At 63.9% G+C, this 22,665-nt stretch carries 23 protein-coding genes; 16 read left to right on the top strand and 7 right to left on the bottom strand.

What is annotated here, in order from left to right:
* The coding region (locus QOZ99_RS21780) for a hypothetical protein (RefSeq protein WP_306892097.1) at window positions 1-523 on the top strand (523 nt) is incomplete at its 5' end.
* A 234-nt stretch (window positions 524-757) separates the two neighbouring features.
* On the opposite strand, the gene QOZ99_RS21775 is transcribed toward QOZ99_RS21780, so the two are convergent.
* The 4 genes from QOZ99_RS21775 to QOZ99_RS21760 all read right to left on the bottom strand — a co-directional run bounded on the left by QOZ99_RS21775 (window position 758) and on the right by QOZ99_RS21760 (window position 4,695).
* On the bottom strand, window positions 758-1,120 hold the full coding sequence (locus QOZ99_RS21775) for a hypothetical protein (protein ID WP_306892096.1): 363 nt from the start codon (window positions 1,118-1,120) through the stop codon (window positions 758-760).
* Between the two features lie 696 nt (window positions 1,121-1,816).
* On the bottom strand, window positions 1,817-2,914 hold the full coding sequence (locus QOZ99_RS21770) for a nucleotidyltransferase family protein (RefSeq protein WP_306892095.1): 1,098 nt from the start codon (window positions 2,912-2,914) through the stop codon (window positions 1,817-1,819).
* Between the two features lie 127 nt (window positions 2,915-3,041).
* Window positions 3,042-3,740 carry an SMC-Scp complex subunit ScpB gene (scpB, locus tag QOZ99_RS21765; RefSeq protein WP_306892094.1) on the bottom strand — a complete coding sequence of 233 codons (699 nt, stop codon included), beginning with the start codon at window positions 3,738-3,740 and terminating at the stop codon, window positions 3,042-3,044.
* 1 nt (window position 3,741) lies between these two features.
* The gene (locus QOZ99_RS21760; protein ID WP_306892092.1) at window positions 3,742-4,695 is read right to left on the bottom strand and encodes a DUF1403 family protein; all 954 of its coding nucleotides are present in this window, start codon (window positions 4,693-4,695) and stop codon (window positions 3,742-3,744) included.
* 125 nt (window positions 4,696-4,820) lie between these two features.
* On the opposite strand from QOZ99_RS21760, the gene QOZ99_RS21755 reads away from it, so the two are divergent.
* Both QOZ99_RS21755 and QOZ99_RS21750 read left to right on the top strand, forming a co-directional pair.
* Window positions 4,821-5,921: a site-specific integrase gene (locus QOZ99_RS21755; RefSeq protein WP_370876911.1), complete on the top strand. Its 1,101-nt coding sequence runs from the start codon at window positions 4,821-4,823 to the stop codon at window positions 5,919-5,921.
* A 104-nt stretch (window positions 5,922-6,025) separates the two neighbouring features.
* Window positions 6,026-7,195, top strand: a complete 1,170-nt coding sequence (locus QOZ99_RS21750) for an ATP-binding protein (protein ID WP_306892090.1) — start codon at window positions 6,026-6,028, stop codon at window positions 7,193-7,195.
* 86 nt (window positions 7,196-7,281) lie between these two features.
* Here the strand turns inward: QOZ99_RS21750 and repC are convergent, their stop codons facing one another.
* The 3 genes from repC to repA form a co-directional block, all read right to left on the bottom strand.
* The gene (gene repC / locus QOZ99_RS21745) at window positions 7,282-8,631 is read right to left on the bottom strand and encodes a plasmid replication protein RepC (protein WP_306892089.1); all 1,350 of its coding nucleotides are present in this window, start codon (window positions 8,629-8,631) and stop codon (window positions 7,282-7,284) included.
* Window positions 8,632-8,910: 279 nt separating this feature from the next.
* Window positions 8,911-9,942: a plasmid partitioning protein RepB gene (gene repB / locus QOZ99_RS21740; protein WP_306892098.1), complete on the bottom strand. Its 1,032-nt coding sequence runs from the start codon at window positions 9,940-9,942 to the stop codon at window positions 8,911-8,913.
* The gene (repA, locus tag QOZ99_RS21735; protein WP_306892088.1) at window positions 9,942-11,156 is read right to left on the bottom strand and encodes a plasmid partitioning protein RepA; all 1,215 of its coding nucleotides are present in this window, start codon (window positions 11,154-11,156) and stop codon (window positions 9,942-9,944) included. The genes repB and repA overlap by 1 nt, the downstream gene beginning before the upstream one ends.
* A 361-nt stretch (window positions 11,157-11,517) precedes the next feature.
* Here repA and traI point away from each other — a divergent pair, with 361 nt between their 5' ends.
* The 13 genes from traI to QOZ99_RS21670 all read left to right on the top strand — a co-directional run bounded on the left by traI (window position 11,518) and on the right by QOZ99_RS21670 (window position 22,425).
* Window positions 11,518-12,156 carry an acyl-homoserine-lactone synthase gene (gene traI / locus QOZ99_RS21730; RefSeq protein WP_306892087.1) on the top strand — a complete coding sequence of 213 codons (639 nt, stop codon included), beginning with the start codon at window positions 11,518-11,520 and terminating at the stop codon, window positions 12,154-12,156.
* Window positions 12,153-13,124 carry a P-type conjugative transfer ATPase TrbB gene (gene trbB, locus QOZ99_RS21725; RefSeq protein ID WP_306892086.1) on the top strand — a complete coding sequence of 324 codons (972 nt, stop codon included), beginning with the start codon at window positions 12,153-12,155 and terminating at the stop codon, window positions 13,122-13,124. The genes traI and trbB overlap by 4 nt, the downstream gene beginning before the upstream one ends.
* Window positions 13,114-13,512 carry a TrbC/VirB2 family protein gene (locus QOZ99_RS21720; RefSeq protein WP_306892085.1) on the top strand — a complete coding sequence of 133 codons (399 nt, stop codon included), beginning with the start codon at window positions 13,114-13,116 and terminating at the stop codon, window positions 13,510-13,512. Before trbB ends, QOZ99_RS21720 begins: the two co-directional genes overlap by 11 nt.
* A complete protein-coding gene (locus tag QOZ99_RS21715; RefSeq protein ID WP_306892084.1) occupies window positions 13,505-13,801 on the top strand; it encodes a conjugal transfer protein TrbD in 297 nt (98 codons plus the stop codon). Before QOZ99_RS21720 ends, QOZ99_RS21715 begins: the two co-directional genes overlap by 8 nt.
* Before the next feature lie 8 nt (window positions 13,802-13,809).
* On the top strand, window positions 13,810-16,272 hold the full coding sequence (locus QOZ99_RS21710; protein WP_306892083.1) for a conjugal transfer protein TrbE: 2,463 nt from the start codon (window positions 13,810-13,812) through the stop codon (window positions 16,270-16,272).
* A gap of 28 nt (window positions 16,273-16,300) precedes the next feature.
* Window positions 16,301-17,053, top strand: a complete 753-nt coding sequence (trbJ, locus tag QOZ99_RS21705) for a P-type conjugative transfer protein TrbJ (protein WP_306892081.1) — start codon at window positions 16,301-16,303, stop codon at window positions 17,051-17,053.
* A complete protein-coding gene (gene trbK / locus QOZ99_RS21700; protein WP_306892080.1) occupies window positions 17,050-17,280 on the top strand; it encodes an entry exclusion protein TrbK in 231 nt (76 codons plus the stop codon). The genes trbJ and trbK overlap by 4 nt, the downstream gene beginning before the upstream one ends.
* The gene (gene trbL, locus QOZ99_RS21695) at window positions 17,274-18,467 is read left to right on the top strand and encodes a P-type conjugative transfer protein TrbL (protein ID WP_306892079.1); all 1,194 of its coding nucleotides are present in this window, start codon (window positions 17,274-17,276) and stop codon (window positions 18,465-18,467) included. The genes trbK and trbL overlap by 7 nt, the downstream gene beginning before the upstream one ends.
* A gap of 14 nt (window positions 18,468-18,481) precedes the next feature.
* Window positions 18,482-19,144, top strand: a complete 663-nt coding sequence (locus tag QOZ99_RS21690; RefSeq protein ID WP_306892078.1) for a conjugal transfer protein TrbF — start codon at window positions 18,482-18,484, stop codon at window positions 19,142-19,144.
* A 17-nt stretch (window positions 19,145-19,161) separates the two neighbouring features.
* A complete protein-coding gene (gene trbG / locus QOZ99_RS21685; RefSeq protein ID WP_306892077.1) occupies window positions 19,162-20,007 on the top strand; it encodes a P-type conjugative transfer protein TrbG in 846 nt (281 codons plus the stop codon).
* Entirely contained in the window at window positions 20,007-20,462 is a 456-nt protein-coding gene (trbH, locus tag QOZ99_RS21680; protein ID WP_306892076.1) for a conjugal transfer protein TrbH, read from the top strand. Before trbG ends, trbH begins: the two co-directional genes overlap by 1 nt.
* 10 nt (window positions 20,463-20,472) lie before the next feature.
* Complete coding sequence (trbI, locus tag QOZ99_RS21675) at window positions 20,473-21,777, top strand: IncP-type conjugal transfer protein TrbI (RefSeq protein WP_306892075.1); 1,305 nt, start codon at window positions 20,473-20,475, stop codon at window positions 21,775-21,777.
* Between the two features lie 339 nt (window positions 21,778-22,116).
* On the top strand, window positions 22,117-22,425 hold the full coding sequence (locus QOZ99_RS21670) for a transcriptional repressor TraM (RefSeq protein WP_306892074.1): 309 nt from the start codon (window positions 22,117-22,119) through the stop codon (window positions 22,423-22,425).
* Window positions 22,426-22,665 lie beyond the last annotated feature (240 nt).

Here is a 22,665-nt window from a genome sequence, read left to right as displayed (position 1 = left end):
AAGCGCCAGATGTACGGTCGCGGCAAACTCGACCTGCTGGAGGCTCGCCTCGTCGCGCCGGCATAGCACCACACCACCAAATCTGCGTCAGAGCCTAATCGAGACCCTGGCCTTTGTGAAGGTTGACGAAACTCAGCGCGTTGCGCTGACTGAATTCGCCGAGCGCCAGAACCTCATCGTCCGGACTACGCTAGGCATGCTTATCGGACCGCCTGAATTCGCGGTGAGCCTGCTGACCTCACCCGATGCGCGGGTACGAGCGCTCGCCGCCGGCTACGTTACTGCCCGCGATGACCGGGAAACCGTCCTCAGCGAGTCGGCCGCAGTCTTGTCCCATGCAGATTTCCACTTGATTGTCGCGCGTCGCCTCAAGGACCGGCTGGCTGGCCTTCTGGCGGGTCTCGAGGGCATGCCTGTATGGGCACGCACGTGGAGAGCGCACTGGATCGAGCAATTGGAGCTCGACGACAATGGCCTGTCGCTGGCGCTCGAGAAGGCGATGGGAAGGCTCGGAATCTCCTGATGGTGCGACGTTATGCGAGCCACTCGAACGACGGGCAGGCCGTCCTTCCTTGTCTCCTTCAAGGGGCGCTGACATCAGCTCCGCACGAAAAGCCAGGGGCTTCCTGGATGCTCTCATGGCTGCTGCTGTTCCCTATGGCGCACGGCGGGTCGAGCGGATTCGGGTGCTCGGCGCGCATTGACCGGCCTCGTCGGCCGCACACTCATCGCAGGACGTAACGCGCGCCGAGAACTCTCAAGACAAGGCAGCGGCAACCTTATCCACGGATGCCTTTACGGCGATGTAGTGGTTCTTGAAATTGACCTGGGTAACGCCCTTTACCTGCGGGTGCGGGACGACACTTACCCAGCCCACGCGGTTTACCAGAACCGGGCCGGGCTTGAGGCTGGCCTGATTGAATCTCACGAAACTGGCGCTCCCCGGCATTGCCGCAATCGCGTCAATGTCTTCGAGGGCCGCAACACTGCGCCCGCCGGCGGTGTCGATCAGGAGCTTTGTGCCGGTCCCCGGTATATCGGGCACGACCACGTAGATCATGTCGGTATTGACGGAAACCGGCCCATAGGGCGGCGCGACGGCAACGACGATCACAGCCATCCGAAATCCCCTCCATCCGAGTTGTATCCAGCGGATGTGAGGGGTCCGTCCCCTCATTCCCGCCAGCCCTGCCGTGGTTCACGCATAGCGTGTACCGACCGGGAGGCATCGTATTCAGATTGAGGATGGCAGCAAGGGGATGTGACACAAAATCAAGTGGCTACAACGCTTCTTTGCAGGCAGCCGTGGCTAGGCGCTCGCCCGCACGCGCTAGTAGATGATGTCGCTGACATCGTCCACCACTAGCCCGCCCTCAGGGTGATGACGACGCCGGCCGGGCGGCCGAGCGCCTTTGACCTCCGTCGAGCGGAAATCACCGAGGCACGCCGTCCGCTCCCTGTTTCAGGATGAACCGCTTCTGCGCGTCCGAAAACTTCGATGCCTTCATGGTCTTCCCTCCTCCCAGCCCAGGGATCTTGGTGGGGAAAACTCCAGCTTCAAACGGTCCAGTTTTCGGGGAGAAGATCAGCCCATCGGGGTTCCCATATGTCCCACCGGACGAGATGCGACCGCATGTGGGCCCAGAACGCATACGGTTGCCTGCTTTTCCAAGCCTCGCTCTCTAGAAGGCCACCATTGTCCGCCTCCTGCCTCGTGCTGATCGTAAAAGCAGAGGCGACGAACTTGCCCGAAACCGGACATTGCCAGAGTCGGGTCAACTCCTGCCCCTTGGGAATCCCGAGTATCGGCGCGGTATCACGCTGGCAGATGATAGCTCGCCGGATCGACGCTGAGCGCACGAACAGAAGCCGCGAGGGGGGCAAGCAGCCGGGCGCGCGTCTCCTCGCCCACAGCGCGAAGGCTGGCGCCGATGGCGTCGCGCCACGCCGGGCCACGATCCCAAGCCTCCATATAAGCTTCGGCGAGGGCTTCGCTTTGACGCGTCTCGATCATGGCGTCCATCAGGGTGACCGCTTGGTCTCGGTCCTTGTCACCCTTGGCCGTGCCGTCATTGTCGCTCCGTCGCCGCACACTGACGATCAGCTTGTGGATGGCGAACCGCTCGGGAGCGGGAACGAGAACCGGCACGCCGGCGCCATGCAGCAGGACGGCGCGCACGGGTTGGTAGATCAAGAAGTCGAGGAAGCGCAGCGGCTGCGCGGCCGCACCGCCAAGAGCGGGCATGGTGGCAGGCCGTCCGTCATGCTCGGCCGAACCGGTGTTGGGCGTCAGGAACTCGACCTTGTAGCCGGAGCGGGTCGCGAACTGGGTCGAAGCGCGACCGTCGGCCGGATGGGGGATTTCCCGAAAGGTCGGATCGACCGCGCGAAGCACGTCGAGTACTGGAGGCATGGCATCGCCAACGGCAACGGAGATCGAATGGAACTGGGCAAAGTCGGTATCGCCCGTCTGTAGCGCCGTATGCGGCAGCCGCACCCCGAGAAGAGCGGCATAGCACTGGAAGGCCACGGTTCCGACCAGCACCCCGCGCAGCCGGAAGAACCCGGCTCTCGCGAGAGCCTGGGTGATATCGCCGGCGAGCGGGTCGGGCCGCGGCAGATAGGCCTCGCGGATAAGGGTCGAGACAAGCTTACGGCGGGCGCGATGATCGGCCTTCAGGTCGGCGAAGTGTTCCACCCTCGCGGTGATCTCTGGGTCGTCGACTGGGCCGACATAACGGCGCTGCTTGCCCCCTCCGGGTTTCGCCAGATCAAAGTACCAGTAGCGCCGGCCCCGACTTTCCATGCTGACAAAGCGGCCTTCGATGGAAAACTCGGACGAGAACTGCGCGTCCAGCGTGCGCTGCGCGAGTTCGGAGTAGAGCGTGCGGTAGCTGTGATCGAGGAGCTTCATCGCGTCATGACCATGTCCACCAATATGGTCATAACATAGAAAGACCGAGCCGACGAGCTATGACTCATTTCGCGAAACTGGTCATAACAACGACGGACAGTACCGGCTCCCCGCGTGAGGCGGGCGGTCAAATCCCGTCATCCGCGTCGACCTCCTCGTCCAGATCGGCCTCATCGCCGTCCTCCCCGGCGATGAGCCCGAGCGGGATATCCCCGGCCAGCAGCCTGTCCTTGCTGAGCAGGCCGGCGTCTTCGAGCGCTTCCATGTCGGGCAGATCGCGCAGGGTATCGAAGCCGTAATGCGACAGGAATTCCTTGGTCGTCACATAGGTGTAGGGCGCGCCGGGCTGCGGCGCCCGCGGCCCGGCGGCGATGAAGCCCAGCCGCCGCAGGTGACCGATGGTGTCGCGGCTGATCTCCTTGCCGAAGAAGGCGCTGAGTTCGCTGCGGGTGATCGGCTGGAAATACCCCACACACAGCAGCACCAGCGCCTCGGAGGGCGACAGCGGCTTGGGATCGCCCGTGCCGAGCCCGGTCGCCACCTGGATCGCCTCAGCAAAGCTCTTGCGGGTGCGGTGCTGCCAGCCGCCGGCGACCGCCACCAGCTCATAGGGCCGGCCGCGCAACTCGGCGCGAATGTCGTCGATGAGATGATCGAGGCTGCAGTCGCGGCCGATCACTTTTGCCAGCACCTCGCGGGTCACTGGTGTGGGGGAGGCGAAGATCACCGCCTCGACCCGGCCCATCCATTCGCGCCAGCGCAGCTCGGCCGGCAGAGCGCTAAGCTCAGCGTCGAAGCTCACCGGGGTTTTCGTGCGCCGCCCCATCTCACACACCGTAGAGCTTGAAGCTGGAGCGGCCGGTGAGCTCGCGCACCGCTCCCAGCGTCTCGAGCCGTTCGAACAGCCGCCGCGCGCCCCAGCGCGAGAGCTTTGCCGTGACCAGCGTGCCCGGCACCGCGTCTTCCTCAAACAGAAGGGCGATCGCCTCTCCTGCCCCCTTGGCGCGCAGTTTTGGGGCGACCGCCTGCAGTCGGCCGGCGCGCGGCACGATCTCGGCGGCACAACGCAGGGCCCGCGCCGCGCCCTGCGCCACGGCGAGACAGACGGCAGCGTCGAAACCGGCGTCATTCGAACGAAGGCGCCCTCCCCGGCCGGCACCGCGGAAGGCAGCGCTGCGCGACTCGACGATGAGCAACGGCACCGGCAGCGGCCAGCGCAAGCGCAGCGCCAGCACTTGGTCGGCCAGCCACCAGCCGAGCAGCCCAGCACTCGGTGCCGCGGTGTCGACGGCGCGGAGGATCGCCGCGGCGGCCAGCGGCGCCGGCCGGCCGATACCGATCTGACGGTCGATCTCGTCCGGAAGATCGGCCAGGCCCGCGCTCCAGCCGATCCCCAGCAACGCACAGGTCGACTGCAGCCCAGCGACATCGACACCGGGCGAACGCTCGCCGAGGCGCCGCCAAGCCGCCAGCAGCCGGCCGGCCGGCCCGGGATCGCCATCGGACGGCCGCAGCACCCAGGCGTCCCGCAGCGCGGCCTCGTCTTCCGCACGTCCTGTGTGACGCGCCGCGGCGGCGGCGCAGCTGAGCGCCAGTCGCGCGCGCCAGGCGCCGGCCCAGGGCGGGTCCGCGCGCACCAGATTGTCGAGCGAAGTCAACGCCGCGCCGGCGAGGAAGGCCGCCTCGACCGGGTCGGTCACCGGGCCGCGCGGCAGCGCCCAGCCCGGGACAGCGGGCACGGCGATCAGGGTCAGGGAAGGCGGAATCAGCGCGACATTCATGGCAGGAGCCTATCCACGATGTGCGCTTTCGTCCACATACGGGCACACAATCCGCACGCCCTGTCAGCGAATAATAATGACCGATAATGTTGCATTATCGGTCTTTATGCTCTTTATATAAAGACATGCACGAAACAAGCGCTCCGAGCCCCAAAAACGACGCCCAGGAGCCCTCGGCGCCCTCCCCTGCAGCGCCGCCACCCGTCGTGATTTCGACGCCGCAGCCGTCGGCCGGCCTGCCCGCCCATCTCGAACGCCTCACTGAGCGCGCCCGTGACTATGTCGAGGCCGCCAGCTCGGCCAACACCCGCCGCGCCTATGCCGCGGACTGGAAACATTTCTCCGCCTGGTGCCGGCGCCAGGCGCTGTCTCCTTTGCCCCCGGATCCGCAGATCGTCGGGCTCTACATCACCGCCTGCGCCTCCGGCGCGGCGACGGCCGATCGCAAGCCGAACGCCGTCGCCACGATCGAGCGTCGCCTGTCGGCGCTCTCCTGGAATTTTGTCCAGCGCGGCACGCCACTCGACCGTGCCGATCGCCACATCGCCACTGTGCTGGCCGGCATCCGCAACACCCACGGCCGTCCACCGGTGCAGAAGGAAGCGGTGCTTCCCGAGAACGTCATCGCCATGCTCGAGACGCTCGAGCGCGGCACGCTGCGCGGCTTGCGCGACCGCGCCATGCTGCTGCTCGGCTTTGCCGGCGGGCTCCGGCGTTCCGAAATCGTCGCGCTCGATGCCGGCCGCGATCAGACCGAGGATGGCCGTGGCTGGATCGAGATCCTCGACAAGGGGATGTTGGTCACGCTGCGCGGCAAGACCGGCTGGCGCGAGGTCGAGATCGGTCGGGGCTCATCGGATTCCACCTGCCCGGTCGTCGCAGTCCAGACCTGGCTCAAGCTGGCGAAGATCGGCCACGGACCGCTGTTCCGGCGGGTCACCAGCCGGGGCAAGGACGTCGGTCCGGACCGCCTCACCGACCAGCAGGTGGCGCGGCTGGTCAAGCGCACGGCACTCGCCGCCGGCGTTCGGGCAGATCTCAGCGAGGGCGAGCGCCAGATGATGTTTGCTGGCCATTCGCTGCGCGCCGGCCTCGCCTCCTCGGCCGAGGTCGATGAACGCTACGTCCAGAAGCAGCTCGGCCATGCCTCGGCCGAGATGACCCGACGCTATCAGCGCCGGCGGGATCGCTTCCGCGTCAACCTCACCAAAGCGGCAGGGCTTTAGCCGGCCACGAGAAATCCCTCCCCTGCCCTTCGGACGTTGCAAGGCGATATCGGATCGGATCGTGATGCCTTGCAAATCGGGAATTACGATCCATAATTGCAAGGATGATTCACCGTCGCAAAGCCAAACAGGTCGAGGAACTCCTCGATGCCAGCCCGGCCGTCGCCCTTCTGGGACCGCGCCAGGTTGGCAAGACAACGCTCGCCTTGGAGATAGGAGAACGACGGCCTTCGATCTATCTCGATCTCGAGTCCGATGCGGACCGCGCCAAGCTCGCCGAACCGGATTTGTATCTAAGCCGGTTCGAGGACAGGCTGGTCATCCTTGATGAGGTCCATCGACTGCCGGGCCTGTTCCAGAACCTACGCGGGCTGATCGATCGAGGCCGCCGCAAGGGATTGCGCTCTGGCCGCTTCCTGCTGCTGGGCTCGGCATCCATCGATCTTCTGAAGCAATCCGGCGAGAGCCTTGCCGGTCGGATCGCTTATGTCGAGCTGGCGCCGATCGACGGACTGGAGGTCGACGCCGGCGAGCTCAACAAGCTATGGATCCGTGGTGGGTTCCCGGACAGCCTTCTCGCTGCCAATGATCGCGCCAGTCAGCGCTGGCGGGCCGATTTCATCCGCACCTATCTCGAGCGCGACATCCCGACACTCGGCCCTCGCATTGCCGCAGAAACGCTGAGGCGTTTCTGGACGATGTTGGCGCATCACCAATCGGGGTTGCTGAACGCGGCGGATTTCGCGCGCTCGCTGGGCGTCGACAGCAAAACGGTCGCCTCTTACCTCGACCTGTTGGTCGATCTGCTGCTGGTGCGGCGGCTCGAGCCCTGGCACAGCAACGCCGGCAAGCGGCTCGTGAAATCGCCCCGGGTCTATGTTCGCGATTCCGGACTTGTTCACACGCTTCTCGGGCTTGAAACGCTCGATGACGTCCTCGGCCATCCGGTCAGCGGCGCAAGTTGGGAAAGCTTCGTGATTGAAACCGTGCAAGCGGTTCTGCCTGACGGCAGTCGGTCGAATTTCTACCGTACGTCGGCGGGCGCCGAGATCGATCTGGTCATCACACTTCCGGGCGGCAAAAAATGGGCAATCGAGATCAAGAGAAGTCTAAGTCCGAAAGTCGAACGCGGCTTCCATCATGCCTGCGAGGATCTACTGCCTGAGCGAAGGATTGTCGTCTATCCGGGAACCGAAGCCTTTCCGCTTGCCGACAAAATCGAAGTATTGCCCCTGCGGGAACTCGGCGACGAGCTCCTGGCCTCCGGCCATTGAGCTAATCCGCGCCGATCTGCCGATGATCTGACCATTCGTCGGCATGTTCGGTGGACGTGTCGACGAGAGCGACGATTGAGAGACCATCATGGTCGCCTCGGCTTCCCAAGGCTTTTCAAGAGTGCCGGGGACACCGTCCACGACGAGTTTCCGCCAACGCTGTTGTCATCGGGCCGAGCGATTTCAGCGATTTCGCCGCCCCCTGCCCTGCCGGCATTCGCAGCGGGCTTCGAATCCTCGATTTTCGCCCGCAGCAATGCCATCACCATCGGCCAGACCGTGAATTTCCCGTCCCGGGCGCGTTCGGCCAGATTCCGCAGATAGCCGCCGCCGCTACTGATGCGCTCGGCCCGCTGCAGGATGGCCGCAATGGTGATCGCCGCGTTTTCCGCCCCCATTGCTTCCTGCGCTTCCATCCAGGCGCTCGGGCTGATGCCCAGAGCCGGGCGGGCTTGCTCGGCAGCGGCGACAAAATCACGCCAAGTCCGGATTTCGCGGCCCTTGGCGTAATCCACCACATCCGGGCAGGCGCTCAGCACCATGCCCAAGGGCAGATCTCGCTTTGGCAAGCTCCGCACGTTGTCGGTTTCCGCAACGCTGCCGCTCGCTTCTTCGTCTTGTCGAAAAGCCTGTTCAATTTCATAATTTGAGTCTGAGTTTGAATTCTGTTTGTGGCGCTCACTATGAGACTCATTGGCATTCAAATTTTCTGATTTAACGAAGGATTCCAATACACTGTTGATGTCGAGCCAGAGCGTTTCGAGAGCCTGCGTAATCGTCTCCAGCACCTGCCGAGGGGCCGTCCGCGGTAGGCGTCCGATAATCGTCTCATATTCACGCCGGAAGCGACGCCAATCGGCTGGAACACCCTCACCAATTCCTGCCTCGATCATCTTGACGATGTCGCGGCGGCATATGGTCAGTTTCTCCTTAACGTGCTTGAACGCCTTCTTCTCGGCTTCTACGGCATTGGCCAGGTCTTTGAACTCGGCCGCACGTGCGAGGATCGGCGTCAGATCGAAGCCATAGGCCTGCTCGATCTCGCCCCCTCTCCCCTTCCGGGCGTAGCGCTTGCCATTCGGGCTGTCGCGGCGAATGACCAGCCCGCGTTGCACCAGGACAGCGAGGTGACGCCGAAGCGTCGCCGGCGACATGCCATTGGCGCGGCTGATCAGGTGCTCGTTCGACGGGAACACCACGAGCCCGCTGCCAGGAGTGAGCGCCGTTTCCGGGTGGAACGTCAGCAGCGCCTCGAGGATCGCGAGTGCACGATCTGTCGCGCCGAGGAGCTCGCGTGCGTTCCGGATGTCGTGGAACACCTGCCATTTATGAGCGACGGCGTCCGTTGCCACCGCTTTTGCTCTGATCTGGCTGGAAATTTGGCCAAGTGTCATTGGTCGCCGCCCAAAGGGCGTCGTTGCTACTAGTTCCGTCATGGTTCCGCCCTTCAGCTTTCAGGCAAAGCGAAAACGCTCACCAAAACGGCGTCCAATCTTCTTGCGAAGACTCTTGACTGTGATTCGCGGAAGTGGGATTCTCATTGTCGCCAAACGAACGAGAGGGGCTTCCGGGACACTGTTTCGGGGGCCTTTCTTTTTACCTCATGCGACCTCTATCTTTGTTGCATCGACGTCCGGCGTCAGCCGAGGCCTCCGCCCCTCCAACGGGCCCATCCACCCTTGTCAGCTGACAAGGTTTTGTGAGCACCGCTGAAATCATCCTTCACCCTCCCGGGCAAAAAATTTCTCTAAGAGCGCCGGCAGCTCATCTTCCACGAAGGCGCTAAAAGCCGGAGCATGATCAGTCGAAACCGCAAATCTGATGTCACCGCTTGAGAACGTCACCTTCCCAACAACCTTCCCAGCCGGGCTTCTGATTTCCACCTGGCTGCGGGGTCGCGCCGCGGGCTTCTTAACGGCCGCCAATGCCAGCTTGAACCGATCGTCCGACGGCCGTTGCAAAACCTTGTCATCTGACAAGGTTTTGCGCACCCGGCCCAACGCAGCCTCATCCTCGCTCACCACCGACGCCAAGGCGACCCAGCGCGGGCGTCCCACCTTCGGAGCGCGTCCGATCGTTTCGATCACGTCGACAGGAAGCATCCTGCAGACAGACCTAAGCCGGGCCAATTCTGGGTCGTCGATCGACAAGGCGGCTCGAATGTCACGCGCCTTGATCCCCGCCTCGTCCATCCGCCAAGCGAAGAGTGCGCGCTCGATCCAACTCAGGTCCTGTCTAGCGGCATTCTCTATTCCCTGCGCGACAACGAGTTCGCTGTCCGACAACGCCAGGATTGTCGCCTTAACCTTAATGCCGAGGTCAGATGCGGCCCGCCAACGGCGGTGCCCGTAAACGACCTGAAAGCGGCCTTCGGCAATCGGATGCCGGCGCACCTGGATAGGAACCTTTTGGCCCTCTTCCAGAATTAGCTTCTTCAGTGCCTCGAAGTCGGCATCGCTGTCGTCGGGCAACCGATCGGGAAAAGGCGACGGATCGATAAGCTTGGGATCTATCTCAGAACCGCCACCGGCGTCGACGAGCGCCCGCAAGCTGTCCCGCTCTTCTCGCAACTCGGAAAGCGATCTCTGGGTAGCGCCGATGACGCCCGCACCGACCCGAGCCAACGGCTGAGACGGCGTTGACGGCTTCTGCTCGTCGCTTGCTGCAGCATCCGCGGCGGCGGCTTCCGGCTGCGAGAAGGATCCGAAGTTCGCTAGAATCGACTTCCCACCCGGGCGCTTGGACATCATGTTCGTTCCCAGCTTTGCTTGATCAAGCCGAGAATTTGATCGTTGACCGCGTCGATCGACTCCCGAGCACGTTTGGCAGTCGCAGCCGAGATGTTCCCAGATTCGAGCTCATAGAGCGTCCGCTTGGCCAGGCCAGCCGTTTCAATCGCCGCACTCTCGACCGCCGTCGATGTCAGAACGTCCTCGGTGAAAAGGTGCCGAAGCATGGTAACGACATGGACCTGCGATTGGTCCATCGGGTCGTGCCTGGTCACGACGTAGCGCAGAAAGTCCTGCCTCATCGTCGCGCCCGCGTCGCGAATGACGGAGATCAGGTCGCCCATCATCAGAAGGAACTGACTCATCGACATCACATCAAGCATCGCTGGATGGACTGTCACGAGAAGACCCGTTGCGGCGTAGATCGCACCGAGCGTCAGAAAGCCGAGGGAAGGGGGGGTGTCCAAGATGACAACGTCATAGTCATCTTCTACCTCCGCCAATGCGAGACGTAACCGTTCGAAAAAGATGCTGTCGGAGCTCGTCTGCCTTTTCGAGAGATATCGCGGCGTCTCATGCTCATATTCCATGACCTCGATATTTCCCGGAATCAGGTCGATCCCGGTGAAGTACGTGGGCCGAATAATCTCCGGGATCGGTCGGCGCTTATCGTCGTACCGTAGCGCCGCATAGATCGTCTCGTTCTGTTGCACATCCATTTCCGGCTGTGCGCCGAACATCGCCGACAAAGAGGCCTGAGGGTCGAGGTCGATGGCTAAGACGCGGTAGCCATGAAGCGCCAAATAGTGCGCCAGGTGCGCGCTCGTTGTGGTCTTGGCACTGCCGCCTTTGAAATTCGCGACGGCCAATATTTGAAGGTGCTCACCGTCGCGTCGGTGGGGTAGGAACCGCAATGCCTCTGCCGGACGCTGAGCCGCGAACAGTTCGCGCAGTTCGTTTATTTGCGCCAGCGTATAGACGCGATGATTGTTTTCGAGCCGGGCAGGCACCGGCCCTTTGCCTTCATTTGACATCAACTTAAGAGTCGATTCCGGAATCGACGTCAGCTTGGACACTTCATGAATCATGAAGGTTCTGAGGCTCTTTTGTGCGTCCGGAGGATACATCTGCTGGCGCCGAGCCTGCAGATGTTCGGAAAGCATACCGGCGTGCCGGACGATCTTGTCCGCCGGGTCCTCGCCCTGCATTCTGGTTGCGGCCTGCGTAGGCATTGTCGATTCTGATCCTCGTTGTCGGCCTACATGCGATTTATCGCCCTCTGCCCGACAAAGGTAGGCCATGATTCTGGTTCCGCGTCCAGAGCTTTAAGGTCAACAGCAACTTAACGCCCGGATTGGCCTATCGTCGGTCCGCAGGACGTTTCGCTACGTTTTCCGAGACTTACCGTGAGTCGGTCGAAAGCGGATGCCCCATGGGAACTGCAAATTTGCACCCATAGGCGGGGTGATCCCGCGCCTCCGGGGTCTCCCCTCGATCACCCAGGCACCAGAATCACCCACTGCAAATCTGCACATAGCCGGACCAGGTCACCGGTGATCTCTCTCCACACAGCGCGTTCATGTGGAGACGTTGATGCGGATTCAGGTTGTTACCCCGGCACAGTATGAGGCATACGCCGACCTTCTGGCGCAGATGCGGCGCCTGCGCGCCGCCGTCTTTTCCGGACGCCTCGAATGGGACGTCACCATCGAGAACGGGGAGGAGAGGGATCAGTATGACGACGTGCAGCCCTCCTACGTTCTGGCGGTGACCGCCTCGGGATGGGTTGCCGGATGCTGTCGTCTGCTGCCCGCGGTCGGACCGACGATGCTGGAGAGGACCTTCCCCCAGCTTCTCGCGAACGGTGCACTCGAAGCCCATGCCGCGATGATCGAGAGCTCACGCTTCTGCGTCAACACCACGCTGGCCACCGACAGGGCAGGGGGCCTGCTGCACCAGACGACGCTGCTCCTGTTCGCCGGGATCATCGAATGGTCGATGATCAACGGCCACCGTGAACTCGTCACCGCCACCGACCTGCGCTTCGAGCGGATCCTCAAGCGGGCGGGCTGGCCGATGCAGCGGCTGGGCGAGCCTGTTCGGATTGGCAACACCACGGCGATCGCGGGGATCCTGCCCATTGATGTGGCCAGCCTCCAGAATGTGCGTCCGGCCAACTACCAGTCCGAGCTCAGCGAAGAGACCCTCTCACCGCTGAGGAGCGCGGCGTGAACCAGCTCCGCTCCCATTCCCGGCTGGTGCGCAAGCTCCAGGAGGCACTGGGCGACCAACTCTGCGTCGCCCTCGACGACGCCACCGTCGTAGAGATCATGCTCAATCCCGACGGCAGGTTGTTCATCGAACGGCTCGGCCAAGGCGTCGCCGAGGTGGGAGCCATGAATCCGGCCGCCGCTGAGGTCGTCATCGGTAGCGTCGCCCATGCCCTGCAATCGGAGGCCGACGACGAGCAGCCCATCATCTCCGGCGAACTGCCGATCGGCGGTCATCGTTTCGAGGGGCTGCTGCCCCCGGTCGTGGCGGCTCCCACCTTCACCATACGCCGGCGCGCCTCGCGGCTGATCCCGCTCGACGACTATGTGAAGGCGAAGGTGATGAGCGAGGCTCAGGCCTCGGTCCTGCGCAGCGCGATCGCCTCGCGGATGAACATCGTCATCTCCGGCGGCACTGGCTCCGGCAAGACGACGCTGGCCAATGCGGTCATCGCCGAGATCGTGGCGGAGGCTCCCGACGACCGCGTTCTCATCCTCGAGGACACCACGGAGATCCGGTGCCCGGCGGAGAACGCCGTCTGCCTTCATACCAGCGACACCGTCGACATGGCGCGCCTGCTCAAGAGCACGATGCGCCTGCGCCCGGACCGCATCATCGTCGGCGAAGTCCGCGACGGCGCGGCGCTGACACTGCTCAAGGCCTGGAACACCGGCCATCCCGGCGGCGTCACCACGATCCATTCCAACACCGCGATGTCGGCCCTGCGCCGTCTCGAACAACTCACCGCCGAGGTCAGCCAACAGCCCATGCAGGACGTCATCGGTGAGGCGGTCGACCTCATCGTCTCGATCGAACGCTCGGGCCGGGGGAGGCGGGTGCGCGAGATCCTTCACGTCGAGGGCTTCTGCGCCTCCCGGTATCAGACCGAACATTATGGGAAAACCGACGGGAACAGCCATGTCGCGTAGTCTTCTCCTTGCTCTCGCCAGCGCCGGCCTTGCGACCCTCGTCGCGACCTCGCTCATCGAGCCGGCCTTCGCCTCGTCAGGCGGAAGCCTTCCCTGGGAAGGTCCGCTCGAGCAGATCCAGCAGTCGATCACCGGGCCGGTCGCCGGCTTCATCGCCCTGGCGGCCGTCGCGGTCGCTGGCGGCATGCTGATCTTCGGCGGCGAGCTGAACGATTTCGCGCGGCGGCTGATGTATGTCGTGCTGGTCGCCGGCATCCTGCTCGGCGCCACCCAGATCGTCGCCCTGTTCGGATCGACCGGCGCCTCCATCGGCACGCCGGTCGCACCTGCGCAGACGGCGGCTCCCGCGTCCTCCCATGGCGGGGCAGGGGAGGGGACCGATGCCTGACATCTCCAGCCTCGCACGATCGCGCATCCATCGCGCCCTGTCCCGCCCGAACCTGCTGATGGGCGCCGACCGGGAACTGGTGCTGCTGACCGGGCTTGCCTCGGCGATCCTGATCTTCGTCGTGCTGACCTGGTACGCGGCGTTGTTTGGCGCGGCGATCTGGCTGGTCGTAGTGGCGGCCCTGCGCATGATGGCCAAGTCCGACCCGCTGATGCGGCGCATCTATGTCCGCCACATCACCTACCAGTCGCACTACCGGGCGACATCGACGCCCTGGCGACGGTTCTGAGCTTGCCCATGGTCGCACTCAGATCCTTCCGTCATGCCGGTCCGTCCTTCGCCGACCTCGTGCCCTATGCCGGCCTCGTCGACAATGGCGTGCTCCTGCTCAAGGACGGCGCGCTGATGGCCGGCTGGTACTTTGCCGGCCCCGACAGCGAGAGCTCCACTCCGGTCGAGCGCAACGAGGTGTCACGCCAGATCAACACCATACTGGCGCGCCTCGGCTCCGGCTGGATGATCCAGGTCGAGGCCGTTCGCGTGCCAACCTCGGATTATCCGGACGAGCAGGACTGCCATTTCCCCGACCCGGTGACGCGTGCGATCGACGCCGAGCGCCGGTCACATTTCCAGCGCGAGCGCGGCCATTTTGAGAGCCGCCACGCGCTCATCCTCACCTGGCGCCCGCCGGAGCCGCGGCGCTCCGGCCTCACGCGCTATATCTATTCCGACGCGGCAAGCCGCACCGCCTCCTACGCATCAGTGACACTCGATGCCTTCCGGACCTCGATCCGCGAGATCGAGCAATATCTCGCCAATGTCGTCTCGATCCGTCGGATGGTGACCCGCGAGACCGATGAGGCCGGCGGCTTTCGTACCGCCCGCTATGACGAACTGTTTCAGTTCATCCGCTTCTGCATCACCGGCGAGAACCATCCCGTCCGGCTGCCGGACATCCCGATGTATCTCGACTGGTTGGCCACGGCCGAACTCCGGCACGGGCTCACACCTCTCGTCGAGAACCGCCATCTCGGCGTCGTTGCCATCGATGGGCTGCCGGCCGAAAGCTGGCCCGGCATTCTCAACGCCCTCGACTTGATGCCGCTGACCTATCGCTGGTCGTCGCGCTTCGTCTTCCTCGACGAGCAGGAGGCCCGGGCGAGGCTCGAGCGCACGCGCAAGAAATGGCAGCAGAAGGTGCGACCCTTCTTCGACCAGCTGTTCCAGACGCAGAGCCGATCGGTCGACCAGGACGCCATGATGATGGTGGCGGAAACCGAAGATGCCATTGCCGAAGCCTCCTCACGGCTCGTCGCCTATGGCTATTACACACCGGTCATCGTCCTGTTCGACACGGGGCAGACCCGCCTGCAGGAAAAAAGCGAGGCGGTGCGCCGGCTGATCCAGGCCGAGGGCTTCGGTGCCCGGATCGAGACGCTCAACGCCACCGACGCCTTCATCGGCAGTCTGCCCGGCGTCTCCTACGCCAATATCCGCGAGCCTCTGATCAACACCCGCAACCTCGCCGATCTCATCCCGCTCAACTCGGTCTGGTCAGGCAGCGTCGATGCACCATGCCCGTTCTATCCGCCCGGATCGCCGCCGCTGATGCAGGTGGCGAGCGGCAGCACGCCGTTCCGCCTGAACCTCCATGTCGACGATGTCGGCCATACGCTGGTTTTTGGGCCGACCGGCTCCGGCAAGTCGACCCTGCTGGCGCTCATCGCCGCGCAGTTCCGCCGCTACCGCCAAGCGCAGGTCTTCGCCTTCGACAAAGGCCGCTCCATGCTGCCGCTGACGCTGGCGATCGGCGGCGCGCACTACGAGATCGGCGGAGAGAGCGCCGGGGCAGGGGAGGGGGCTTCGCTCGCCTTCTGCCCCCTTGCCGAGCTGTCGACGGATGGCGACAGGGCCTTTGCCAGCGAATGGATCGAGACCCTCGTCGCGCTGCAGGGCGTGCCGATCTCGCCCGACCATCGCAATGCCATCTCCCGGCAGATCGGCCTGATGGCAGGGTCGCGGGGGCGCTCGCTCTCGGATTTCGTATCGGGCGTCCAGATGCGCGAGATCAAGGACGCGCTCCACCATTACACCGTGGACGGCCCGATGGGACAATTGCTCGATGCCGAACAGGACGGTCTGTCGCTCGGCACCTTCCAGTGCTTCGAGATCGAGGAACTCATGAACATGGGCGAGCGCAATCTCGTTCCCGTGCTCACCTATCTGTTCCGTCGCATCGAGAAGCGCCTGACCGGCGCGCCGAGCCTGATCATTCTCGACGAGGCCTGGCTGATGCTCGGACACCCGACCTTTCGCGCCAAAGTACGGGAATGGCTGAAGGTGCTGCGCAAGGCCAATTGCGCGGTCGTCCTCGCCACCCAATCGATCTCGGACGCCGAGCGCTCCGGCATCATCGACGTGCTGAGGGAAAGCTGCCCGACAAAGATCTGCCTGCCGAACGGATCGGCACGCGAGCCGGGCACCCGCGAATTCTACGAGCGCCTCGGCTTCAACGAGCGTCAGATCGAGATCGTCGCGAGCGCGCTGCCCAAGCGCGAATATTATGTCGCCTCTCCGGACGGTCGGCGGCTCTTCGACATGGCGCTGGGTCCGGTTGCCCTCTCCTTCGTAGGAGCATCCGGCAAGGAGGACCTCAAACGCATCCGCGCGCTGCATTCCGAACAGGGGGCCGGCTGGCCTCTCTCCTGGCTCCAGCAGAGGGGGATCGCCGATGTCGAAACCATCCTTCCCGTCGCCTAGGTCACCAATCGTCCTTGCGACCGCAGCCATGCTGCTCATGCCGGCTTTGTCTCAGGAGGCCGCGGCCGGAGGCGCCACGGGCGGCGCGACCGAATGGACGCAGCTCGCCAACAATGCCGAGCTGGTGAGCCTGGTCGGCCAATCCGCCGAGCAGGTGAACAACCAGATCAAGCAGATCTCACAGCTCGCCGAGCAGATCCAGAACCAGCTGAATATCTACAACAACATGCTGCAGAACACGGCGCAGCTGCCGAACCATGTCTGGGGCCAGGTCGAGAACGACCTGAAGAGCCTGCAGAACGTTGTCTCGCAGGGCCAGGGCATCGCCTTCTCCATGGGCAATGCCGATGACGTGCTGCGGCAGCGTTTCCAGAGCTTCGCCGAGATGAAGAGCAACCTGCCCGATGGCGCTTCCTTTTCCTCTACCTATCAGGGTTGGTCGACCACCAATCGCGACACCGTCGCCGGCACGCTGAAGGCCGCCAACCTGACTGCGCAGCAATTCGGCAGCGAGGAGACCACCATGTCGTCATTGCGCGCGATGTCGGAGAGCGCCGATGGCCAGATGAAGGCCTTGCAGATCGGTCATCAGATCGCGGCCCAGCAGGTTGCGCAGATGCAGAAGCTGCGCGGCCTCGTGTCCCAGCAGATGACCATGATGGGCACCTGGTACCAGTCCGACCAGGCGCAGAAGGACCTCGCCCAGGCCCGCCGCGAGCAGTTCTTCAACGCTCCCACCCGCGACATTCGTGGCGGGCAGACCATGGAGCCGCGCTGGTGAGCTCCCGTCTCGTCGTTATCCTCCTGCTCGCCGGGGCCCTTGGCCTGTGCGCCACGCTCGCTCTCCAGATGGTCGGGCAATCGTCCACTGAGCCTGCCGCTGCGACAGCCGAACCACCGCCACCTCCGGCATCCAATGCTGCACGTCGCGACCATCTCGAACGCTTCTTCGGTGGCGACCCCAACAAGGACGTTCGGGGTGGTCAGGAGATGAAACCGCAATGGTAATCCTCCGCCTTTGCCGTACCCCCATGATCACCGCGACCGTGATCGTCTTGCTCGCGAGTGCTCCCGCGCTGGCGCAGGAGGGTTCCGTTCTCACCACGCTGGAGAATTCCGTCGTGACCGCCGCCCGCGGCTGGGAAACCACGGTGATGGATGCCGCCCGGTCGCTGTTCTGGATTCTCGCCGGAATAGAGGTCGGCATCGCCGCCGTGTGGCTGGCGATCAATGCCGCCTCGCTCGACGCCTGGTTCGCCGAGCTGGTGCGCCGCATCATGTTCGTCGGCCTGTTCGCCTTCATTCTCGACCAGGGCCCGGACTTCGCGAAGGCCGTCGTCGACAGCCTTTTCCAGATGGGCGGAAGCGGAGGAGACGCCTCACCCGCCAACATCTTCGATGCCGGCATCCGCGTCGCGTCCAAGATGTCGGAACAGGCCAAGTTCGGCCTGTTCGAGGACAATGCGCTGGCGATCGCCGCCGTCTTCGCCATGGTGGTGGTCGTCATCTCCTTCTCGCTGGTGGCGGCGATCTTCGTCGCGGTCATGGTGGAGATGTATGTCGGCCTGCTCGCCGGCATGATCATGCTCGGCCTCGGCGGGTCGTCCTTCACCAAGGACTTCGCCATCCGCTATCTCGTCTATGCCTTCTCGGTCGGCATGAAGCTGATGGCGCTGGTGATGATTGCCAGGATCGGCTCGGACATCCTGCTCGGCCTTGCCGAGGCCCCGACCGCGACCTCGGACCAGTTCATCACCACGCTGGCCATCGCTGGCATCTCGGTCGTCGTCTTCGTCATCGCCATGTATGTGCCACCCATCATGCAGGGCGTCGTCCAGGGCGCCTCGGTCTCCGGCGGCATGGAGGCGATCCGGCACGGCGCACAGGTCGCGACCTTCGCGGCCGGTGGCGCTTTTCTGGGTGCCAGCGCGGCCGGGAAGGGCGCTCAGGCCGCGAGCGACGCCCGCGCCAGCGGTTCCTCGCTGGCCGGGGCCGCCCTGCGCGGCATGGCGTCCGGCATCGGCAGCGCCGCGGGAGCGGCCGGATCGGCGGCAAAGGAAAAGGCCATTGCGGCACCCGGCGCCTATGCCGGCTCATTGCTCGGCCTCGCCAATGCCAAGCTCGACCAGAGCCGGCAGTCGGGCGGCACGCGCTCGTCCCGCCCCGTGCCGCCGCCCATCGACGACACCAAATAAGGAGACGCTCCGGCATGGCCACCGGCAATCCACCTGAGAACCCCTATATTGCCGCCCGACAGGAGTGGAACGAGCGCTATGGCTCCTATGTGAAGGCCGCCGCCGGCTGGCGCGCTGTCGGCATCACCGGCATGGTCATGGCGGTGATCGGCTTTTCCTACGCGCTGTTTCAAAGCACGCAGGTCAGGCTGGTTCCCTATATCGTCGAAGTCGACAAACTCGGCACCGCCTCGAGCGCCGGCTATCCGCAGCAGATCGAATATGCCGATCCGCGCGTCGTGCGCGCGACGCTCGGAAGCTTCGTCTCGAACTTCCGCAGCGTGACGCCCGATGCCGTGGTGCAGAAGCAATATATCGACCGCACCTATGCTCATCTGCGCACTTCCGATCCGGCGACCGAAAAGGTCAATGCCTGGTTCCGTTCCTCCTCACCCTTCGACAAGGCGAGGAACGCGACGGTCGCCATCGAAGTGAACAACATCGTCGCGCTGTCGAACCAGAGCTACCAGATCGACTGGACCGAGTTCGAGCGCGACCGCAAGGGCAAGGAGACCGCGGTCCGGCGGTTTCGCGGCATCGCCACCGTCACGCTGACGCCTCCGCAGGACGAGGCGAGCATCCGCCTCAACCCGATCGGCCTCTATCTGCGTGACTTCGATTGGACGGCCCAGCTTTGAAAGGCTCGAACGCGCGCATGCACGAACAACACGCAGCAGTCCGGCCTTTTCTGCCGACCGCCATCGCTATCGCCCTTCTGGCCTCCCTCTTTACGCTCCCCACCCCCGTGAAAGCACAGGGCCTCAGCGCCAACGAGGCCAAGGGCACCGGCCTCTCCGGGCGCTGGCGAGGCAGCCCCGGCCTAGTCACGCGAGGTCCCGATGGAAAGGTCGTTTTTCTCTATGGCGAGATCCAGCCCTCCGTCGTCTGCTCGCCGCTGCAGGTCTGCGACATCGAGCTCCAGTCGGGCGAGGTGGTCCGTGACGTGCTCGTCGGCGACACCGTCCGCTGGAAGGTCGAGCCAGCGACCTCGGGAGCGGCCGATGGCCAGGCGATCCACCTGATCGTCAAGCCATCGGAGCCGGGCCTCGTCACCTCGATGGTGGTGACAACCTCACGCCGCACCTACCATATTCAGCTGAAGTCGCACGCAACCCAGTACATGGCCCGCGTCGGCTTCGACTATCCCGAGGATGTTTCCGCCAGAATGGCAGACATCAATGCCCGGATCGAGGCCAGCACCATCCCCGGCGCCGGCGTGCCGGCCGAGCAGCTCCAGTTCGGATATTCGATCTCCGGCCGGGCCGGCTGGCGTCCGAGCCGGGTCTATAGCGACGGCCAGAAAACCTACATCCAGTTTCCGCGGTCGATCACGGGCCAGGATGCGCCGGTTCTCTTCGTGACCTCCGGCGGGCAGAACCGCATCGTCAATTACCGCATGAAGGGCGACATGATGATCGTCGATTATCATGTCGACGGGGCCGTGCTTGTGTCGGGCGTCGGCTGGAACCAGGAAAAGGTGACGATCAGGAGGGGCGGCTGATGCTCTTTTCTGCCTCACTTCGTTCCTTTGCTTTCGCTGTGGGCCTCGCGCTTTGTCTCGCCGGCTGCCAGACCACCGGGCCGGGGGGTCCCGCCGCCAGCAATGCACCCGCCGACCTATCCGGTCCCGCCGCCAGCGCCATCGCCGGCGAGATGGTGAGCCGGCTGGCCGAACAGGTCGGACCGGGCACAGCCACGATCGCGCTCAAGCAGGACGGCTCGCCTTTCGGGGAGGCGCTTGAAACCGCCCTGAAGGGCTGGGGCTATTCCGTGGTCACAGACCAGAAGACCGATGGCGGATCGAGCATTGTCCCGCTTGCCTACATGATCATTCCCTTCGAGGGCCAGGTTCTGGCCCGGCTCTCGACAGCCGATGTGGAACTTGGTCGCGCCTATAGCGTGACGGCCGCCGGCGCGACGCCGGCGAGCCCGGTCTCCGTCATGCGGCGCGGATAGGAAGAGTGCCATGACGCAATCCCTCAAGCTCGGCGGTGCCTCGAATGACGGGGCCGATGCCGGCATGCGCCGGATCAACCGGCTGCCCGTGATACTCGTCATCGTGCTGGTCATCGCGTTCCTGGGTGTGATCTTCTACGGCTTGGCCTCGCGCGGCCTACGCATGGGGGAGGCGACCGGACCTGGGGAGAGCGCCGGTAATCCGGCTTCCACCTTCGCCGACCAGCTCAAACGCGGCGTCGGCGACGCGATCATTGGCGAGCCCCAGCCGGCGACATCGCTCCCGCCCGTGCCGGCACCGACCAAAGAGGAGCCGGCGGCCAACCCGTTCAAGACCCCGCCCGCCCAGCGGGCCGGCATACGACCGGAACCGGCGCTAGAGCCGGAAACGGTCTGGCGTGCGCGTTTGCAGCGCGAGAGGGAAGAGCAATATCTGCGGGAGCGTCATCGTCAGGACATGGCGCGATTGCAGGCGAACGACGCGGCCTATGATGCCCCCCTCGCTATCGATCGCAGCAAGCTCGACGGGCGAGACGTCGGCTCAGCATCCCGTCCGGGCGAACCGGTTCCGGCGTCGGGCACGAGCGGCGCCTCGGACCTTCTCGCCACCGCATTGCGCGCGGGGGAAGGCAGCATCAATCCGGATCCAAATGGTCAGCGTGCCAAGGAAAATTTCTTCAACGCCGATCTCAAAACCCTCGGATATCTGCCGAACCGGGTGGTGCCGCAGCTCTCGCCCTTTGAGCTGAAGCGCGGCTCGGTGATCCCCGCCACTCTGATCACCGGCATCAACTCTGACCTGCCGGGGCGCATCACCGCGCAGGTGAGCCAGAACGTCTATGACAGCGCGACCGGCCATCGCCTGCTCATTCCGCAAGGCACGAAACTCTTCGGCCGCTACGACAGCAAAATATCGTTCGGGCAGAGCCGTGTCCTCGTCGTCTGGACCGACATCATCTATCCGAATGGCTCGACATTGCAGATCGGCGGCATGGCGGGAACGGACGCGGAGGGCTATGGCGGCTTCCGCGACAAGGTCGATCGCAAATGGCTGGAGACCTTCGGCTCCGCCATTTTGATCGCCCTGATCGGCACCGGGATCGACATGGCGATCCCGCAGAACAATGACCCGTTCAACTCCAACAGCCCCGAGGATGCGGCGCGGATCAATTTTGCGGAGACCTTCGGTCGGATGGCCGAACAGACCATCCAACGCAACATGGACGTCCAGCCGACTCTGGAGATCCGCCCGGGCTACAAGTTCAACGTGCTGGTCGACCAGGACATCGTGTTCCCCGGCGCCTATCGGGGGTAGGGGATCGCTACCCAAGGCACTGTTCCCCTGACAGATTTCTCAGGGCCCGGCCGTTCTTGCTGCTGTCCTGCTCTGGCGTGATTGCCTCATGCTCCCTATAAAGGGCGTGGGGCAGTACGCGCTGTCCTGGGGCTTAGAATCCCCTGATGAACGGTTGGTGCCGACCGGAATGGCACCAGAATCCTCTGACCTTATGGCCGGGGGCCTGTGACGCATGTCCAGGCACCTCCGTGCTAAAGGTCGCAGGGCCGATTCATCTCGGATTCTAACCCCCGGCTAAGGGGTCATGGGATTAGCGTCGGCGGGGGCGGACCGCGGACAACTTCAGGCGAGCAAGGGATGAACACGAACGAGTCCGAACCGGAAACCAAAATCCCGCTCCGTCCTCTCGTCGGGCTGACGCGGGGGCTGCCGCAGTCGGATCTCGAGGCCATCACAGCCAATGCGATCCGCATCCACCGGCAACTGGTCGATCGCGCCGATGAGCTGTTTCATGGACTTCCCGATGCTTGCAAAACCGGAAGGGCACCAGGGGGCGAACAGCATATCCGATATATCGAGGCAGCCATCGAGATGCACTCTCAAATGGCTGCCGTCGCGACTCTTATCGCGCTTCTCGGCTATACCCCGAGTGTTTCGGTGAATTAGTCATCAGATGAGTTTCTGGCGGATCGCCACGGCCACAAGCTGCGTAATCGTGTAGACGTTGAACCGCTTTTTTGTCTCAGAGAGCTTTACCCGCACGCTGTTATACTTGACGTTGTGAAGCTCGGCCACTTCCTCCACCGTCTTGCCTAGGAGACCGACTCATAACTCCGCAACCAGATGCGGATTGACGCGAGTTGGATTGAGGCGAGGAAATTGTCGTCTCGTTTGTCATAGCGGGTA

Origin of the sequence: Ancylobacter amanitiformis, from assembly GCF_030814815.1 — a bacterium.
GTDB lineage: Bacteria > Pseudomonadota > Alphaproteobacteria > Rhizobiales > Xanthobacteraceae > Ancylobacter > Ancylobacter amanitiformis.
The sequence above is the reverse complement of the archived record's forward strand: the minus strand, read 5'-3'. Positions and strand labels throughout refer to the sequence as shown.

Coding starts and splice junctions, on each gene's coding strand:
- QOZ99_RS21775 (WP_306892096.1), bottom strand. CDS start 1,120: ATGGCTGTGATCGTCGTTGCCGTCGCGCCGCCCTATGGGCCGGTTTCC.
- QOZ99_RS21770 (WP_306892095.1), bottom strand. CDS start 2,914: ATGAAGCTCCTCGATCACAGCTACCGCACGCTCTACTCCGAACTCGCG.
- scpB (WP_306892094.1), bottom strand. CDS start 3,740: ATGGGGCGGCGCACGAAAACCCCGGTGAGCTTCGACGCTGAGCTTAGC.
- QOZ99_RS21760 (WP_306892092.1), bottom strand. CDS start 4,695: ATGAATGTCGCGCTGATTCCGCCTTCCCTGACCCTGATCGCCGTGCCC.
- QOZ99_RS21755 (WP_370876911.1), top strand. CDS start 4,821: ATGCACGAAACAAGCGCTCCGAGCCCCAAAAACGACGCCCAGGAGCCC.
- QOZ99_RS21750 (WP_306892090.1), top strand. CDS start 6,026: ATGATTCACCGTCGCAAAGCCAAACAGGTCGAGGAACTCCTCGATGCC.
- repC (WP_306892089.1), bottom strand. CDS start 8,631: ATGACGGAACTAGTAGCAACGACGCCCTTTGGGCGGCGACCAATGACA.
- repB (WP_306892098.1), bottom strand. CDS start 9,942: ATGTCCAAGCGCCCGGGTGGGAAGTCGATTCTAGCGAACTTCGGATCC.
- repA (WP_306892088.1), bottom strand. CDS start 11,156: ATGCCTACGCAGGCCGCAACCAGAATGCAGGGCGAGGACCCGGCGGAC.
- traI (WP_306892087.1), top strand. CDS start 11,518: ATGCGGATTCAGGTTGTTACCCCGGCACAGTATGAGGCATACGCCGAC.
- QOZ99_RS21720 (WP_306892085.1), top strand. CDS start 13,114: ATGTCGCGTAGTCTTCTCCTTGCTCTCGCCAGCGCCGGCCTTGCGACC.
- QOZ99_RS21715 (WP_306892084.1), top strand. CDS start 13,505: ATGCCTGACATCTCCAGCCTCGCACGATCGCGCATCCATCGCGCCCTG.
- QOZ99_RS21710 (WP_306892083.1), top strand. CDS start 13,810: ATGGTCGCACTCAGATCCTTCCGTCATGCCGGTCCGTCCTTCGCCGAC.
- trbJ (WP_306892081.1), top strand. CDS start 16,301: ATGCTGCTCATGCCGGCTTTGTCTCAGGAGGCCGCGGCCGGAGGCGCC.
- trbL (WP_306892079.1), top strand. CDS start 17,274: ATGGTAATCCTCCGCCTTTGCCGTACCCCCATGATCACCGCGACCGTG.
- QOZ99_RS21690 (WP_306892078.1), top strand. CDS start 18,482: ATGGCCACCGGCAATCCACCTGAGAACCCCTATATTGCCGCCCGACAG.
- trbG (WP_306892077.1), top strand. CDS start 19,162: ATGCACGAACAACACGCAGCAGTCCGGCCTTTTCTGCCGACCGCCATC.
- trbH (WP_306892076.1), top strand. CDS start 20,007: ATGCTCTTTTCTGCCTCACTTCGTTCCTTTGCTTTCGCTGTGGGCCTC.
- trbI (WP_306892075.1), top strand. CDS start 20,473: ATGACGCAATCCCTCAAGCTCGGCGGTGCCTCGAATGACGGGGCCGAT.
- QOZ99_RS21670 (WP_306892074.1), top strand. CDS start 22,117: ATGAACACGAACGAGTCCGAACCGGAAACCAAAATCCCGCTCCGTCCT.